This window comes from Priestia sp. FSL P4-0332 (assembly GCF_038005845.1).
In the GTDB taxonomy this organism is placed as follows: domain Bacteria; phylum Bacillota; class Bacilli; order Bacillales; family Bacillaceae_H; genus Priestia.
Genome location: NZ_JBBOUA010000001.1, coordinates 1,670,598 through 1,688,095 on the forward strand (window position 1 = coordinate 1,670,598; position 17,498 = coordinate 1,688,095).

Genomic DNA, 17,498 nt, shown 5'->3' on the forward strand with positions numbered 1-17,498 from the left:
ACTTGTATCTTTTTGTGTTAAACTGATTGATTCCTTTTTATTCTCTTTTCTTGTAGTCATTATGATTTCCCCTTATCTCTTTATATTTAGTATGTTGTGGTTTGATTTACCATATTTTATAATGAAATTAACAATCGTTACAGATGAACATTACGATTGAATCAATCGTAATATCCGATTACACAGAGGTGAGGACAATCGAAATAAAACAACTAATTACATTTAAAACAGCTGCAGAAAATTTAAATTTTACATATACAGCTAAAATTTTGAACTTTGCTCAATCAAGCGTTACCGCTCAAATAAAAGCTCTTGAGAATGAACTTGAAACGCCTTTATTTGAACGTTTAGGGAAGCGCTTGGTTTTAACAGAGGCAGGTAGAGAATTTAAAAGATACGCTGATAAAATGATTCAATTGACTAAGGAAGCAAAAAACGCTGTAAGTGGAGTGGAGGAGCCTGCGGGTACACTTATTATTGGATCTTCTGAAAGCCAGTGCACGTATAGGTTACCTCCAATATTAAAAGAGTTTAAGGATCAATTTCCAAAGGTTAAAATGATTTTTAAGCCCATTTACTCTCAAGCACAAACAAGAGCGCAGCTACTAGACGGCACTCTTGATATCGCCTTTACAATGGAGCCTATTCAGCATCATGATGCAAATCTACATACACAATGTCTTGTTGCAGAAGACTTAAAAATTATTGCTTCTCCTCAGCATCCTTTAGCTGATAAAGCGGATATCTACTTAGAAGAGCTTGAAAATGAGACTCTTTTGTATACTGAGTCGGGGTGTTCATACCGGGTAGTATTGGAAAACTTGTTTCGCGAGGCGGGTATTTGTACATCAACTAAATTTGAATTTGCAAGCGTGGAAGCTATTAAGCAATGCGTCATGCTAGATTTAGGTATTGCCATATTGCCCGAAGTAGTAGTAAAAGGAGAGCTTGAGAAAGGCATATTAAAAGAATTGGCTTGTACTAAAGTTGATACGCCTCTTTATACACAAATGTTTTGGCATAAAGATAAATTTATGTCTCTTCCTTTACAATCTTTTATTCAATTGGCTTGCAGTACTTTTGGTTTAAATTATATAGGTATCGAAAGTAAAAAACTCTAGGTGCATTATGCTGACTAAAGAATTAAACAGGATCCATAAAATAATCTAATATCTTTCCCAATAAGATAAGAGGTGAAGGAAATCTTCATTCCTTCACTAATATATAGATGAACCTTAATAAACTAGATTTTAATTGGTGAAATCTGAGTTAGGAGTTGATCTGATTTGGAAATGAGAGTAAATCAAATCGAACTAAATGGTTTAACATTTCAATATCGAGAGGCGGGTGAAGCTTCGGCACCCGCCATTATTGCACTTCACGCTTTGGGAATGAGTGCAGAGTCTTGGGATGAAGTAGCAGATGTATTAGGGAAGGAATATTGGTTTTTAGCTTTAGATCAGCGAGGACACGGTGGAAGTGAGAGAACCGGCACCTATACGTTTGAACTTATGTGCGATGACTTACTTCAGTTTGTAAATGCGATGAATTTGGAGAGCTTTACGTTGATTGGGCATTCTATGGGTGGTACGGTGTCCTATCTTTTTTCTGAAACATTTCCAGAAAGGGTAGATCAATTGATTGTTGAAGACACTCCTCCACCTTTTACAGGAGAAAAGTTTGAAACTCCTGCCAAACCGCCTGGTTCTTTACCGTTTGACTGGGAGGTTGTACCTTCAATTCTTCAACAGTTAAACAACCCCAATCCTAAATGGTGGGGAAGTCTTACAGAGATAATTGCACCTACTCTCATCATAGGAGGAGGATCCAGCCATATTCCTCAAGATAAATTGCAGGAAGTTTCTAAGCGCATTCCAAATTGTAAATTAGTAACGATAGAAGGGGCTGGACATGAGGTGCATGTAGGAAACTTATCCGCTTTTTTAACTGCTGTGAAAAGCTTCCTTGCTTCGTGACTTTCTGGATCTTTTATTTAATTTGAAAGACTGTTTAAGTAAATAGCATTTTTAAAAGTTATTAAACTTTTATAGAAAGGGAGACTATACGTTAGTCTCCCTTTTAATCTGTACATTTGTTAATATATATCTTATATGTAATAAAATTCATAATTAAATAATTTTTATGGAAGATAAATAAATGCCTTTTAATAGCTATAGGGAATGCTATAACTCATTAAATGAGCATTTTTGAAAGGAGAAGAGTTTCTTGTTGAAATTTATAGAAAAAGGTTTTTTCTATGGCCTTATTTTAGGAGGATCAATGGGTTTCTTTGTAATCCCATATAAAGAAGTTGAATCAGTCGGTGATGGTGCAACAGAAACAACTTATTTAAACCTTAGTGATTTTATTATTCATTTAATTCCTTTTAGTGTAGTTATAGCTGTAGTCGGAGCGGTAATAGGTTTCTTTCTTTATAGAAAAAAGAGTTTGGAGTGATTCATCCAAGCTCTTTTTCTACCGATGATTAAGTACATTATAGTAACTGATAACTAAATGGGCCATATAAACATGTACCTAGTTCAGTGAGGACCAAATTGGAAAAACGTTTTAGTCAATATTCACTGTGGTTATCGTTGCTTGGAATGGTTGTTGGTGTTGGACAATATTTCACACCCATACATAGATCCAAAATTTTGTATGTATTACTGTTTACTTAATAGGATTCTCATTTGGAATAATAGCTTTTGGAAAACAAGAAAAAGGGCTAATGAAATATTTTAGTTTAATCTCTTTTGTAGTAATTCCAATATTTATTATGGCGGGCTTTTTATTTTTTGCAATGAATTTTGGCGACAAATAAAAGAAGGTAGTGATATTAAATAGCTTTATGTTAAAATTTGTATATGAGATGTAAAAACACAATTCGGTTGGTAGTCCGGATGCATTAATATATTAATGTCAGTGACCTTCCCCTCCTCGGGATGTCCATCATTTCATAGTATGTTTAGAGGAGGGAATCGTTATGTCACTAACGATTTACCATGATGGTCAGTTTTGGATAGGAATTATTGAAGTTGTAGAAGGCGGTAAGTTAAAAGCATTTCGTTATGTATTTGGAGCAGAACCAAAAGATACAGAGATATTAGACTTTATTAATTACAGATTGCTAGAGGTGATCAATCAATCAGTTCATGCAGGTCTTGATGTAAAAATAAAATCTAATAAAAAGGTAAATCCAAAACGCTTACAGCGCCAAGTAGCAAAAGAGATAAATAATGTTGGTATTTCGACTAAAGCTCAAGAAGCCGTGAAGAAGGAGTACGAAGAAAAGAAAAAAAGTAGAAAAAAGAAAGCTAAACAATATCGTGAAGAGCTGAAGGAACAAAAGTATTTTATAAAAAAACAAAAGGCAAAAGCCAAGCACAAAGGCAAATAGAAAACAAATAAAGAGCCTTACATAAGGCTCTTTATTTGTTATTATTTTTTTATGATAGGAACATTCTTAAAGAATTGTTGTCGAATAGCTGCCGATTTAGCTGTTTTATTTATCTTTTCTTTATTATAATCTATAAATTGCTGTGCTTTTTCTTTATCAAATAACTTATTGCTATCAGGTAAAGTTTGAATGTTTTTGGAAATGAATTGTTTCATTTCTTGCCTAGATACTGAGAATTTCTGATCATCTATTTTAAAACTGTACCCTCCAGCATTAGGTATTAGTATCGTTAAATAAATAGCATTATCCAGTTTATTTTTAGGAGCTAATCCCTACAATTGATTGGATAATTTGTTCCCAGTCCTCGCTATGAACTTCATGTCCTGTACCTTCAAGAGCTATTAATTTAGCATGGGAAATAGCTTTTGCAAGAGCAAGCCCATGTTCATACGGCAGTGCGGGGTCTTTTGTTCCATGAATGATCAGCGTAGGTATGTTAATTTCACTCAGCCTGTCATAATATTGTCCGCCTCCTTGAAGCAAAGCATGATTAAATCTACTCGGCAGCTGTTTAGCACGGGCAGCTTCTCTTTCTGCTAGCTTATACATTCTTTCCTCTTCATAAGGTTTTGTCCCACTTAAAATTTCCCATCCACCTGCAAGGTAGGGAACGGTTTCCTCTTGATTTGACCAGTCTATGGAAGTGCTCTTTGTGTGGTAATCAAGTATCTGCTGATCCATTGGGGGCAATTTTTCCGCCTCCGTTCCAAATACGCTTGAAGCAATTAAAGTAAGGGAGTCTATGCGATCCGGATATCTAAGAGCAAGAATCTGACCTATCATTCCGCCCAAAGACATTCCAACAATATGAGCTTTTTCTATAGAGTAAGCGTCTAAAACACCAATTGCGTCATCAGCCATATCCGTTATTGTATAGTTAGAAGTACCGGGTGGATAAGTGGTAGATCGCCCTAAATCACGATGGTCGTAACGAATAACAAATCTCTCCCGTTCGGCAAGACGAAGACAGAAGTCTTCATCCCACCAATCTAACGAAGACATTGCTCCCATTATTAGCAGTACAGCCGGGTTGTTAGGGTTTCCAAAACTTTCTGTACAAATTTCCACGTTGTTAATTTTCAGTATCTGTTCATTCATTCGTGTACCTCCTTTTAAATGTTAGAGAAATGAAAAACAGCCCTTTATTAAGTTCTCTAAAATAAGGATATTTCCTTTTGAAATTTTATTTAGGAAATCCATTATTCTGTCTATCTCTTTACCTTTTTACTAAAAAGTAAAATATAACGTTCTTGAAAATGTAACTAAGAAAAGAGCCTAAACTTGTTGGAGACTAGGGGGGATACAGCTTTTACTGTCTGTAACATGTTGATAAGGCAGGAGAGTTGAATGCATGTATGGAAAAATACTTATGTGAGGTGAAATAAGAATGAATGATTAATATGGAGAAAATACCTTTTAAACTTTAATTACATTTTTTCATTTATTACAACTTGATAGATTAATATACATATACAGGATTGCTGAATTCGTGTGCTATTGGTGAGCATATGAATTCAACGTTCTCATGAGGAGATGCTTTATGAAGCGGTTAATAAATAAAATTGCGGTTGTTACTGGTGCTAGTCGGGCAAAAGGTATTGGTACTGAAATATGCAGGGAATTAGCTAGAGAAGGCGCAGATATTTTTTTCACTCATTGGTCAAAGTATGATCGTTTAATGGATTATTGCAATGAAGATGATTTTAAATGGTCGAAACATCTTATGGAAGAGATTCGCAGTCTGGGAGTGCGATGTGAATCAATGGAATTGGATTTATCGCAACCCGATGCACCAAGAAAGCTGCTTGATGAAGTTCAAAACAAACTAGGTTCTCCATCAATCCTTGTAAATAACGCAACACATTCTGTGGACGTAGATTTTCGTTCTATAGATGCTCATATTCTTAATGCTCATTATAACGTGAATGTTAGAGGTACGTGTCTTTTGACTGTTGAGTTTGCACGTCTAATAGAAGGTAAGCATGGCGGTCGAATTATTAATATGGTTTCAGGTCAAGATAAGTCACCTGAGCCTGGGAATTTGGCTTATGTTGCAACGAAAGGGGCTGTTTCTACGTTTACTAAATCAGTTGCTATTGAATTAGCACCTCTTAAAATTACTGTTAATGCTGTAGATCCTGGACCAACTAACACTGGCTGGATGAGCAGTGAGTTAAAGGAAGAGTTACTGCCAAAGTTCCCGATGGGGCGACTTGGTGAGCCCCGGGATGCCGCAAAATTAGTTATCTTTTTAGCAAGTGAAGAATCAGAATGGATTACCGGACAAATTATTCACTCAGATGGAGGCTTTTGGTGATTTAACATAGTAGCGGCCTTCCACTTTTTAGCGGATTTTTGTATGAAACAAGCAGTTAAAAGGATCTTCGAATGAAGATTCTTTTTTTATTATAATGTAACGTAACATGACGATAACTGAGTTTCTACAACTTATCAGTCAGTCCCAAAGGATTGTTGATGGGCTACAAAAGAAAAAGTACGGGCTTTTCTAAATCATCAGTAGTAAAATGAGATATTTCATTTATGACGAATGCTTTATCATTTTCACTTATTGACGACAAATAGGATATATTCAGGAGGAATGTTTATATGTCAAGCTTTGAGGACGAAGAAGTGCTAACAGGAGGGAATGTCTCTAACGTTTATCGCTCGGGAGATACTGTACGACGAGAATTAAAATCAGATAGTCATAAATTTCATAAGCTATTAAAGCATTTAGAGAACAAAGGTTTTAGTTATGCACCAAAATTTTTAGGCATTGATGAAAAAGGGAGAGAGGTCTTGTCATTTATTGAAGGTGAAGCTGGTAATTATCCCTTGAAGAAATATATGTGGTCTGACGATGTTTTAATAGAAATAGGAAAAATGCTCCGTCTTTATCATGATTCAGTGAGTGATTTTTCATTTGATGATAGCTGGAAAGCAATAGATAACACTCCTAAACCATTTGAGATACTATGTCATAATGATTTTGCCATATACAACATCATTTTCAAGCACGAAAGACCAGTAGGCATCATTGATTTTGATGTTGCTGGGCCCGGTCCAAGAATTTGGGACATTGCTTATACTCTTTATACGTGCGTCCCCTTAAGTCGATTTTATCTTTCTGAAACAGGTGGGAGGATCTATTATAATTCATTGCAGCATGCTCAACATATAAACCAAAGAGTGAAATTATTTCTTGAAGCTTACGGCGAAGAAGTACAAGAAGGTTATTTGGAAATGGTATTGCTGCGATTAGAAGGGTTATGTAAAACAATTACAAGAAAAGCCAGCGAAGGCGACAGTGCGTTCCAGAAAATGATAGACGAAGGGCACCTTGAACATTATCAAAATGATATTAAATTTATTCATGAACATAGGAAAGAATGGACTTGAGGATAGGTTTTAATTGAAGAGGCAACAAACTTTCCTTGAAAGGACGTCTATAACATCTTTATGTAATGTAAATCATGAGTTTTATTTTTGATAGAGGAGCATTTGTTATGCGGATTATTAATATTAGAGAACAGGTAGAGTACGCTGATGATTTATTCCTTATTTTCTTTTTATAGAATATTTTTAGTTGTTTCAACCAGTAAACAGGGGGTATAAGTTGATTATACAAGCGTAGTGCCCCCCAGGAACATGCATGTATATTTCTTTTTCTTACTTACCCTGTTTGAATCCTCTTTTTATGGAGGGTTCTTTTTTTGTGTTTAAAAGATATAACTTTTTAAATTATATATATCACACACTTTAATCATATATGTATTTTGTACTCAATGAATCAATGCAACAACAGTAATACAAGATGAAAGAGATTCAGTGTGTTTTTAAGATGCAGCAACAAAAACGATCGTTATGCACTAAGAGCTAGCTTTTTATATGTGTTCTAGAAAGAGGCATTATGTTGAGTAGGAATGAATGTAAGAGAAATTGCAGAAATGCTAAGGACAGGCATGACCAAATTTTCAATTTGTAAAATATTGTTTGTGCTTTTATGCGCTTTGCTTATGCCAATTTTCGTTTTTTTCATAGTATGTACTATAAATGTATAGAGAGGTAAAGTTATGCTAGGACGTTGTAGTGGAGATCGTCGTACATCTCAATCTCGTTCTATAGTAGATAGTTTTCGAAGAGGAGATAAAATTCAAGTTTTTTCTGCTGGAAGACAGCTTGATGGAAATGGTACGTTTATTCGAGCAGAAGGCGGATTTTTAGTATGGGAAGATAATTCAGGTAATAGAAATACGACTAGTTTAGAAAGTATCAGCGTTCGCAGATTAAGAAAACGTAGTTGCTAATAATTTGGACAGGCTCTGATTTTATATAAATAAAAAAACACCTTCAAGCTGATAACTGGGTATGGAGTACCGAGCAATCACTTGGAGGTGTTTTTTCTCATAAAAAACTGGTGATTCTGTTTTGAATGTATCCAGTAGGCAGCATTTTTAAAAATTAAATATTGATAGTTGCTGCCTCACTAGTGGTACATGAGCTAATTTATATAAAAGCGACATACTCAGTTCGTAAGGGGAAAAGTAACTTTAATCTCTGTTCCAGCATGTTCTTTGCTTTGTATATCAATTTCTCCTTTATGGAGGTTCACAATATTTTTAGCAATAGCTAATCCGAGTCCACTTCCTCCCGAATCCCGTTTGCGGGCTTTGTCTACTCGATAAAACCTTTCAAAAACATGAGATTGTTCTTCTTCTGGTATGCCAATGCCATAATCTTTTATTCGGAGAATTCCCTTATGCTGATCACTTTCCAAAAAGACCTCAATTACATCGGTACTATACTTTATGGCATTATCTAAAAAGATAATGAGCACTTGTTTCAGCTTCAATTCATCTCCCTTGATGAAAATGGAGTGGGAATTTTTATGCAGGATAATAGGTCGGTCATGAACTTGCATGAACTGAGTTACAAGGGCTGTACTGAGAGAGACAAGGTCAACTGATTTTATATCAACAGGTTCAGAGCCCTCTAATTCAGCTAAACTTAATAGTGTTTTAGTCAAATTTTTCATTCTATTTGTTTCTAAATAAATAGCCTCAATTGCTTCTTTTGCTATTGTTTCATCTTGTGTTCCATGCCTTCTAAGAATCGTAATAAAACTGCTAATAACAGTCACAGGTGTTTTTAACTCATGAGAGGCATCGGAAATAAATTGCCTTTGTTTATCTGAGTTTTCCTTCAGTTTACTAACCATACGGTTAAATGTAGCTGCCATTTTGTACACTTCATCTTTTGTTTCAGTTTGTATACCGATCTTTTTCAGCGTTCCACTTTGTTCAATATCCTCCATTGTAGAGATCATTGATACAATAGGCTTCATAATGATAGCTGATAACCATCTGCCAGCTAGAAAAGAGAGAAGAACAGAAACAACGGTAACAGTCCCCATTATAGACAAAATAACATCTTTGCGACTTTCTAGTCCTGATAACCGCTCACTTATTTCTAACGTACCTATTACTTTGTGATTCTGATGAATCGGTACGTGAACTACTAAATTTTGATGTTCTTGAAAAGGTCTAAGTTCAAAGTTCTTTTCTGTTGAAAAAGTAGGGGAGATTTTCTGAACAAGGACTTTGTCGTTAGTGACTTGATTAATAGTTGTAGAGTTCGGCCCAACGATTCGAATAAAAGAGTGACTAGGCATGTAAGAGTTTAAAAGGTTTTTGTCTAGTGTTAAGGATTCAGAAATGTGGTATTTTTTCAACATTTCATTCGCATTTTTGAAGACTAAGTGTGCTTCCATATTAACGGTCGTTTTCATAAATAAGAAAAATACAATCGTATTTACAATGAGCAAGCTGACTAACAGAGAAACTGTAATAAACAAGTTAACCTTGGTAGTAATTTTCATATGGTTCCTTTCTTATCACATATCCTACTCCTCTGACGGTGCGAATCAAGAGAGAGTTAATCTCTTCTTCTATTTTCTTTCTCAAATGTCCAATATACACATCTACTACGTTTGTTTCTCCTTCATAATCGTAGCCCCAAACGGTCAAAAGGATATTTTCTCTGCTCAGTACGATATTTTGATTTTTCAGTAAATAAACAAGCAAATCATATTCTTTCGGGGTTAGTATAATCATTTTGTTTTTTCTTATCACTTCTCTGGTCTCTAAATTTACAGATAAATCTTCTATTGATAAATGAACATCTTTTTTTTCAGTAGCTTCTTGAATGATAGTTCTATGACGAAGACTATTGCGCACTCTAGCTAATACCTCTTCTATTTCGAAGGGCTTGGTGATGTAATCATTTGCTCCATGATCTAGTCCCATCACTTTATCTAACGTGGTGTCACGGGCTGTCAAAAGAATAACAGGGAGGTAGGCGTTCTTTTTTCTGATTCTTCGAAGGACTTCGATACCGCTAAGTTCTGGAAGCATGACATCTAATAAAACTAGATCAATGCTATTATGTAAAGCAGCTTCAAGGCCGCTTTTTCCTTCGTGTTCTACGAATACTTGGTATCCTTCATGCTCAAGCTCAATTTGAAGAGCTCTCGCAATCATTTCTTCATCTTCAACGATTAAAATACGGTTTTGCATGCAGGTTCTCCTTTCGCATCGTTCAAAATATAATAAACGCCATTTGGACAAGATAAGTTCCTGTTTAGTTAGACCTTTCTTTTGAGTGAACCACTATAGATTAATACCTTTCATAAGACGGAAGGTTTCAAGAAGCAAAACGTTTAAACCTAGCCATACTCCTCCAAATACATATCCTGCTGCAATGTCGCTGGGATATTGGATACTCAGATACAAACGACTAATCGCAATAAGCAATAAAATAAGAATAGCCGCTATTGGTGCTAATGTAGGAATCCATAACCTTCTAGAGTGTCGAACCAGCATAAATACAGCAAATCCATAAATAACAAAAGCCATTAATGATTGCTCACTTGGAAAGGTGTATGAAAGCTGCTCTGTAAACGATTTTGTAATAGGGGAAAAATGATGAAATATTCGTCTCAGGCTTTCTTCGTACACCTCTCCGCCGCCTGCAATAACTACCAGAGATAAGAATTCGATTTTTTTATCCCTGCCTTTCCATAAAATCCATACAAGTGTAAAGAAAATTAATGCCACTAGCACTTGCCTGGATCCCAACATGAAAAATATCCGCATTGGTACATTCCAATCTTTATTAAAAAGGGCTGTTATTAATAGACTCGTTATTTTGTTAAAATCTCCAAACTCGTTTGCGATAAAGTCTTGCGTCATTCCAATCATAAGCAGAATAAATCCTAATGTAACTAATGCTGTAAATATAAAAACAAGACCTGCCCGTTTCCGCGTATGAAACACATTTACTATCCACTTGAGGCAATTAATTGCTATCTTTTTAATCGTTACTTTGAACTTTTTATAAATGTAAATAGCAACGAACAAACTTACAGCTACAATCATCCCAATGACAAAATACTTCTTAATAGAATGATGAAACTGTTCCCACTGAGGTCCTAATAACTTTCCTAGAGTAATAAATGTGGTGACCCAAAGAAATGATCCACTATAGGCGTACAGTGCATACGTACGAAAGGGAAGCCGAGTAATTCCTGAAAAATATCCTGTAATATGTCTAATAACTGGGAGGAAATAAGCAATAATCAACAGCTTGTTTCCATGTACACCAAACCATTTTGACATTCTTTCAATTCGCTCTGGTCCCATATGAAGGGTTTTTCCGTATTTATCAAAAAAAGGAGTCCCTAACTTATAGCCTACCCCGTAAGCTATGGTCATTCCAACCATACTCCCCATACCAGCCACCAGGATACTTCCCACCCAGCTTAAATGTCCTTGAAAAGCAAGAACCCCAGCGTAGCCCATGAGAAGCTCCCCTGGAAGAGGAAGTGCAAGAAGTTCCAGCATCAATGCTAGAAACAGCACGATATATCCGTATTGATTTATATAAGATGTGATAAAATCCATGGTTTGTCCTTCTTTCATAATATGTATTTGCCTAAAGCATAGTGAATAACTCAAATATGCTTGAATTTGATTGAAAATAAGAGGAGGAAAAAGGTTAATTTCACCTTTGCTTTTCTTTTAATGTAGCACTATTTATAAAAAAAACTTTCTTTTTCATTGATTTTTAATGTTATTTTTAGCCTATTTTTAATTACAAACCGTAGACTGAAAATGTGGTATTTGAAAGGTCAACATAAGAACGTTTATTTTTCTAATAAATAGTGTAAGGAGTTCCTAAACAATCTATGTAATGGAGGAGAAGAAAAGATAAATCTTACAAATTAATTGAAAAGGGTAACTACCCATTATTAATTTTTTATAATGCTTACTCTTTTCCAAGTAGAGTAATTCTTTAATCGTATAAACAAGAGAACAAAAAGGTGTGGGAAACAGCCCAGGCTTTACCACATAGCAAAAGCATACAAACTACAAGGAGGGAAAAGTCATGAACAATCGTGAGAAGGATAAATACCTCATTCTTTCCGCTACATTTGGAGAGGGGCATAAACAAGTGGCTAATGCGATAAGCGAGGCGGTAAATGATATGGTTGCTGATGCTGAGCCTATTACCATGGACATCATGGAATGGATTCATCCAAATCTTTATCCAATCAGCCATTATATTTACAAAAAAAGCATTAAGAAGTTTCCTCAAGTGTACAGCTTTTTGTATAAAAAAACTCGTGTAAAAAATTCGTTTTCCATCAAGTTAAATTCGATTTTTTTGTCGGGAATGCAAACCGTGCTTAAAATTATACAGGAAATAAAACCGAAAGTAGTGGTCAGTACCTACCCATTTGCCGCCGGGATTATATCAAAATTAAAAGAGCAAGGGTTAATTGATATTCCAGCAGTAACCATCATCACGGATTATACAGATCATTCTTATTGGATTCATCCCTATACAGATCAATATGTGGTAGGTTCTGCCCAACTGCGTGATCAATTAATTGCGTTAGGAGTAGAGGCAGACAAAATTAAAAACACTGGAATACCTGTACGGAAAAGATTTATGGATGTTCTTCCAAAAGACCTTCTCTTAGATAAATATATGATCAATCCAAATATGTTCACCCTGCTCATCATGGGAGGGGGCGACGGATTTTTTGGAAAAGGGATTTCAACCTTTAAGGCACTAGAATCCATTTCCACACCGATTCAACTTTTTATAGTATGTGGTAAAAATAAGAAATTAAAAACACAATTAGAGTGGGAATTAAAAGACTCGAAGCATGAAGTGAGAATTCTTGGATACTGTGAAAAGGTCGAGGAATTAATGGCTATTTCAGATTTAATGATCAGCAAGCCCGGGGGAGTAACAACCTCTGAGGCAACGGCGATGGATTTACCGATATTAATTTATCATTCGTTACCAGGACAGGAAGAAGACAACGCGGATTATTTATGTCGTTCAGGATTCGCACTTTCTGCACAGTCAGAAAAAGAGTTAATTGCGCAAGTTGAAAATCTTGTCTGCGATTCAGCACCTTTAAAATGGATGAAACAAAGAATGAGAAAATCTCAAACCAAAACATCATCCATAGACGCTCTCCATGTCATTGTCGGAGCAGCAAGAAGCGGTCCATTACGCAACGTAACAAGTAGTAAAACGATACAAAAGCAAAAGGAGATAGAGGTGAGTATATAATATGGGGTTCATAATTTCTGCTATTATTTTTTTAATTTTATTATACAGCGTTATTCCGTATGTCCTATCACGTGGTCTAGGAGTGAACGTAGTTAAAAGGGGAAGGGACTTATCCAAAATTGCTTTTACGTTTGATGATGGTCCGAATCCTGTTTATACGCCAATCCTTCTTGATTTACTGAAGGAAAATGAGGTAAAGGCCACCTTTTTCGTGGTAGGTACTAAAGCAGAGAAATATCCTGAACTGATTCAGCGCATGCATAATGAAGGCCACTTAATTGGAATTCATAATTACGTCCATCATTCTAATTGGTTTATGACGCCTTGGAAAGTTAGAAATGGACTTAAGAATACAGCCAAGGTGATTAAATCTATCACTGGAGTTACACCTATTTATTATCGCCCACCTTGGGGAATGCTCAACCTTTTCGATTTTATGAGAAGAGGTAAATATAAGATTATTCTATGGTCAATCATGGCGGAAGATTGGCGAACCTCTGGCGGAAGCGAAAAGATTAAACAACGCCTGGCCAACATAAAAGGCGGGGACGTCATTTTGCTGCACGACTGCGGAGATACGCTCGGGGCGGAATCCGACGCTCCAAGAAACACAATTAATGCGTTAAGAGATGTATTAAAAACAGTGAAAACAAAAGGATTCACTTGTGTCCGTGTTGATGAAGTTGATGAATTGGTAGAAAAGCTATAGGTAGTAAGAGGATTATCTTTATTAAAGCTTGCGAATGAAATTTTAATTCTTGTTATTACCGTAACTAAATATCTTGTCTGTTATAAAAAAAGAACCTCTATTTTAAAGAGGTTCTTTTTTATGTCCAGTAAAAATATATGGTAATATAATCATATATTGGTTATATTTATAATTTCGTGATTTTTAAAATCTGTGCTGAATCAGCAGTCAATCTAAACGACATCTATGAAAGTAGGGTAATTCTTGAAAATAGTTATTTTGAAATTCTTGGTATATTTTTTAATCTTCTTTGGAGGAAACTTAATGATTAATATTCTGTTTACCTCTAATTTTGATCTTTTACCAGCATTTTCAACCGCTTTTGGAGTTTCCTTTGGGATTGCTATCTTTGAGTATTATACACATAAAAAAGGCAAGGTAGCATAAGGTGCAGTGTTTTTCACCCAATACATAAAAGATTTTATTAGAAACTTAAATATCATAGTATTAAATTATAAAAATTTTGAGGTTTGAGATGGGAAATTCTTTAAATTACATTTATTTTTTTGTTGCTATTTTAGTTGGCTTGTACTTTTTTATCACCAATAAATACTCTAGAAAGCCACTATTCATGTTGTTACTATCGATGCTTTCATTTTATAGCAGCGCGTATTTTTTTTTACTATAAGACTTACCCAATTAACTTACTCAGTACATTATCCATACTTGTGTTTTGGTGGATCATTCTTTTATTACTAAGAGAGATTTATTCTAGAGAAGAAAATATTTTCTGGAATCTTTGTTTAATCTATGTAGCGCTATACCACTCTTTGCATTATGTTTTTGATTCATTGGCTCAAAAGAACTTTTTGTATGGATTTATCTTTTATGTTTATACAAATGTAGGATTACTTCTGCTTGGCTTGTACTATTTCTTAAGAGTCTATAAAAATAGAATCGTGCATTAGAATGAACAAAGTTCCTTGGAGATCAATGTCCACAATTCTTGTTGCGTTAAATTTTTATAACAGATTGCTTTGCAGAAAATCAATTATTTTTCATCATTTAATAAATATTATTAAATCTCATGGACGTCTTGTATATTTTTATATTATTTACCGCAATTTAAAAGAAAAAGGTGAGGCTGATATAATGGCTAAAATAATTCCATCCTTATGCATTTTGCTCGGGGCTTATGTTCTTATTGTATTCATCGACGTTTTTCAGGGAAACTATATGTTTCAATCGTTTTATAACCTAAAACAATATTTTGTAATTGCCCGTGGGGAAGATTATTTTTTGGTTATTTTATTTGCTTTAATATTCCTTGCTGTTAGCATTTTTCCTGCTTTAAAAAAACAATAGCCTCCCTTCTCATGAAAGGGTAGGCTTTATTTTTTGTTTTATATATGCTGTAATCAGCAATAGGATGGGAATTGCTATATGAAAAGGGAGGTGCAATAAATAAGGAACAATTTTGAGTCCTTCATTTATATGAGCTTGGTAACTAGGAGCAATCATCAGTGAGGAGAAAAAAATAACACCGCCAATTAAATAAATGTTTGTAACAGAAGGTTTCATTCGAAATAAATCAGCCGCGCCAATCACTGCACAAAAGAAATAGATAGTTATTTTGACAAAACCTAAAATGACCATGAGAATAAGAATAAAGGTATCCAGTCTTTGAATAAAACTAGCTATGTTAATGTAACTCACAGCTGTAAGAGCCGGGAAAGAGGATCTTAAAACAGTCTCTGGTCCGAGTACACACAAAAGAATAATTGAATTAATGGTTAAGACAATTCCTCCTATTATAATGGCGGACAAACCAATTGTTGCGGCCTGACCTTTTTTATTTAAATAAGGAAGAATCATAGTAAAGGTAATCAATTCCCCGAAAGGTACAGTAATGCCAAGAGGGACTAACTCTTTCCCTATGTTTCCCCATCCATTCGCTAATACGGGTTGAAGGTTCTCCACCTTGATGTAGCCTCCTACTATATACAAAACATTTAATATAAAAAGAGTCAGTAAAATAACAACAAAACATAAGCATGTAACTCGTGCGAATGCTTCTATTCCTAAGTGAATACTATAAATTAACACAAAGGTCATGCATATGCCCAGCGTAATAATCGATGTAACATAGTAAGAAGAGCTAATTAGTAATTCTTCAAAATCTCGTAGTACTCTGGAAGCAATATAAACAAAATAGATAATATAACAAAAGCTGATAGCACTGCCTACGTATTTACCCCAAATTTTAATGATATAGCCAGTCAAAGGCATATTGGGATATTTCTTATATAAGGAGATATAGACTAAATACAGTAAACAGCCAAAAATAGTAGCCAAAAGGGGGACTATCCATGCATCTTGCCTAGCAGCCTTTCCAATATCTAAAAGTAACGTACTGCCTAATATAAAGATAAACATCATACAAAATAATTGAAATCCATCGATTTTTATTTTAGTCAATGCTTTTTCAGCTCCTCATCTAATTTACCTCATAAGGATTTGTTCGCATGCCAGTATTTACAATACTAACGTTCACATTCATCGATATCTTAGCGCTTGAAAATAGATTCTCCCAGTTCTGTTTATGCTGACCCCAATAACTAGGATTGGTTCGAGATAAGCTATCACCAAAGCCGAATATGTCTGACTTTTCTTTTTGTGCGATGGTAATAGCCTTTGTAACTTCCTTTTGTAGTTCATTTTCTGCCTCTTTTTCCAACTCTTTTAATACTTTAGGGTTGCTTAAATCTTTCCGGCATGATGTTTCCGTAATTTCTCCCATGACGTTCAAATCTGTATGAATAACAGGTTGTCCATGGCGGATTTTTGTTTTTATTTTGCTTTTTATTCCGGTCGTTGTAAGTGTGCTATTTCCATTTATACTGCAAGGGAAAACAAGAGCCGTACCTTTCACTTTAGACGTAGCAAGCTGGATAGATCGAGCCTCTTCATCATCCAGCCACCTCACTAACTTTCCATTTCGAAATATAGCTAATCCTTTTACCTGCATCGCACTTGGGCTGGTACTTTCTAAATTTCCTGCTTCTTCGCCGTTCTGGGAGGGCTTGTTAATGCTGATTCCAGGAAGAGATAAATCTTTTCCCTCACTCACAAGCATAGAAATAACTTCATATGCTTGTACGTTGCTAACTATTCCGTACACTTTTTGAGCATTTTGACTTGTGCTTATGATGCTTTTAACTGGAGTAACCTCAAAAGGTTCAATCACACCAAGCAATTTTTCCGCAGTCCCATCACGTGCAATAAAAACTGGAATACTGGTACGGGCTTGTTTGCCTCGATCCAAAGCATCAAATAATGAGCTAAGGTCACTTCTTGCTAACTTTTCACCTACAACGATAAGCGAAAGATGTGAAGTAATATGTTCTCTTGGAATGACGACGGAAGCTTTTTTTAATGCCTCAACTAGCGTTTTAGCAGTTACTGTGTAGTTAATGATGGGAAGACCCTGTCCTCCTGACGAACTGCCTTGTGATAAACCACTTGGATTAATGACCTGATAGGTTACTTTATAAGGTTGTTCCGAATTCTTATTCTCATCAATTCCCAATCCTATAATGACTCCTATTTGGTTTAATTCTCGATAATTTGAACATCCTGAAATGCATAAACAAATGGCCGTGATCAAAAAAAGTGAAAGGTATGTTTTCATTTTTTATCCTCATT

At 35.2% G+C, this 17,498-nt stretch carries 16 protein-coding genes; 10 read left to right on the forward strand and 6 right to left on the reverse strand.

Annotated features, from left to right (window positions below):
- Nucleotides 1-197: 197 nt before the first annotated feature.
- The 4 genes from MKY06_RS08455 to MKY06_RS08470 all read left to right on the forward strand — a co-directional run bounded on the left by MKY06_RS08455 (nucleotide 198) and on the right by MKY06_RS08470 (nucleotide 3,397).
- Complete coding sequence (locus tag MKY06_RS08455; protein ID WP_025601740.1) at nucleotides 198-1,121, forward strand: LysR family transcriptional regulator; 924 nt, start codon at nucleotides 198-200, stop codon at nucleotides 1,119-1,121.
- Nucleotides 1,122-1,286: 165 nt separating this feature from the next.
- Complete coding sequence (locus MKY06_RS08460) at nucleotides 1,287-1,976, forward strand: alpha/beta fold hydrolase (protein WP_098322035.1); 690 nt, start codon at nucleotides 1,287-1,289, stop codon at nucleotides 1,974-1,976.
- 250 nt (nucleotides 1,977-2,226) lie between these two features.
- A complete protein-coding gene (locus tag MKY06_RS08465) occupies nucleotides 2,227-2,457 on the forward strand; it encodes a hypothetical protein (protein WP_063671160.1) in 231 nt (76 codons plus the stop codon).
- Nucleotides 2,458-2,983: 526 nt separating this feature from the next.
- Nucleotides 2,984-3,397, forward strand: a complete 414-nt coding sequence (locus MKY06_RS08470; protein WP_098322036.1) for a YjdF family protein — start codon at nucleotides 2,984-2,986, stop codon at nucleotides 3,395-3,397.
- Nucleotides 3,398-3,715: 318 nt separating this feature from the next.
- On the opposite strand, the gene MKY06_RS08475 is transcribed toward MKY06_RS08470, so the two are convergent.
- Nucleotides 3,716-4,555, reverse strand: coding sequence for an alpha/beta fold hydrolase (locus MKY06_RS08475; RefSeq protein WP_057274698.1), 840 nt, complete (start codon nucleotides 4,553-4,555; stop codon nucleotides 3,716-3,718).
- A gap of 442 nt (nucleotides 4,556-4,997) precedes the next feature.
- Here MKY06_RS08475 and MKY06_RS08480 point away from each other — a divergent pair, with 442 nt between their 5' ends.
- From MKY06_RS08480 to MKY06_RS08490, 3 genes are all read left to right on the forward strand, one after another.
- Nucleotides 4,998-5,774 carry an SDR family oxidoreductase gene (locus MKY06_RS08480; protein ID WP_029324332.1) on the forward strand — a complete coding sequence of 259 codons (777 nt, stop codon included), beginning with the start codon at nucleotides 4,998-5,000 and terminating at the stop codon, nucleotides 5,772-5,774.
- Nucleotides 5,775-6,064: 290 nt separating this feature from the next.
- Nucleotides 6,065-6,856 (forward strand): phosphotransferase enzyme family protein, encoded by a 792-nt coding sequence (locus MKY06_RS08485; RefSeq protein WP_029324334.1) that lies wholly within the window; start codon nucleotides 6,065-6,067, stop codon nucleotides 6,854-6,856.
- A 674-nt stretch (nucleotides 6,857-7,530) separates the two neighbouring features.
- Nucleotides 7,531-7,764 carry a hypothetical protein gene (locus MKY06_RS08490; RefSeq protein WP_029324336.1) on the forward strand — a complete coding sequence of 78 codons (234 nt, stop codon included), beginning with the start codon at nucleotides 7,531-7,533 and terminating at the stop codon, nucleotides 7,762-7,764.
- Between the two features lie 218 nt (nucleotides 7,765-7,982).
- On the opposite strand, the gene MKY06_RS08495 is transcribed toward MKY06_RS08490, so the two are convergent.
- From MKY06_RS08495 to MKY06_RS08505, 3 genes are all read right to left on the reverse strand, one after another.
- Nucleotides 7,983-9,335, reverse strand: a complete 1,353-nt coding sequence (locus MKY06_RS08495) for a sensor histidine kinase (RefSeq protein WP_029324339.1) — start codon at nucleotides 9,333-9,335, stop codon at nucleotides 7,983-7,985.
- Nucleotides 9,313-10,032 carry a response regulator transcription factor gene (locus MKY06_RS08500; RefSeq protein ID WP_029324341.1) on the reverse strand — a complete coding sequence of 240 codons (720 nt, stop codon included), beginning with the start codon at nucleotides 10,030-10,032 and terminating at the stop codon, nucleotides 9,313-9,315. Before MKY06_RS08500 ends, MKY06_RS08495 begins: the two co-directional genes overlap by 23 nt.
- A gap of 93 nt (nucleotides 10,033-10,125) precedes the next feature.
- Nucleotides 10,126-11,418 carry a VTT domain-containing protein gene (locus tag MKY06_RS08505; RefSeq protein ID WP_029324343.1) on the reverse strand — a complete coding sequence of 431 codons (1,293 nt, stop codon included), beginning with the start codon at nucleotides 11,416-11,418 and terminating at the stop codon, nucleotides 10,126-10,128.
- A gap of 484 nt (nucleotides 11,419-11,902) precedes the next feature.
- Here MKY06_RS08505 and MKY06_RS08510 point away from each other — a divergent pair, with 484 nt between their 5' ends.
- The 3 genes from MKY06_RS08510 (at nucleotide 11,903) to MKY06_RS08520 (ending at nucleotide 14,240) form a co-directional block, all read left to right on the forward strand.
- The gene (locus MKY06_RS08510; RefSeq protein WP_029324345.1) at nucleotides 11,903-13,105 is read left to right on the forward strand and encodes an MGDG synthase family glycosyltransferase; all 1,203 of its coding nucleotides are present in this window, start codon (nucleotides 11,903-11,905) and stop codon (nucleotides 13,103-13,105) included.
- A gap of 1 nt (nucleotide 13,106) precedes the next feature.
- Nucleotides 13,107-13,814, forward strand: a complete 708-nt coding sequence (locus MKY06_RS08515; RefSeq protein WP_098322037.1) for a polysaccharide deacetylase family protein — start codon at nucleotides 13,107-13,109, stop codon at nucleotides 13,812-13,814.
- A 303-nt stretch (nucleotides 13,815-14,117) separates the two neighbouring features.
- Nucleotides 14,118-14,240 (forward strand): hypothetical protein, encoded by a 123-nt coding sequence (locus MKY06_RS08520; RefSeq protein WP_013056379.1) that lies wholly within the window; start codon nucleotides 14,118-14,120, stop codon nucleotides 14,238-14,240.
- Between the two features lie 927 nt (nucleotides 14,241-15,167).
- Here the strand turns inward: MKY06_RS08520 and MKY06_RS08525 are convergent.
- The gene (locus MKY06_RS08525) at nucleotides 15,168-16,271 is read right to left on the reverse strand and encodes a GerAB/ArcD/ProY family transporter (RefSeq protein WP_029324350.1); all 1,104 of its coding nucleotides are present in this window, start codon (nucleotides 16,269-16,271) and stop codon (nucleotides 15,168-15,170) included.
- A gap of 19 nt (nucleotides 16,272-16,290) precedes the next feature.
- Complete coding sequence (locus MKY06_RS08530; protein WP_029324353.1) at nucleotides 16,291-17,484, reverse strand: Ger(x)C family spore germination protein; 1,194 nt, start codon at nucleotides 17,482-17,484, stop codon at nucleotides 16,291-16,293.
- Nucleotides 17,485-17,498 lie beyond the last annotated feature (14 nt).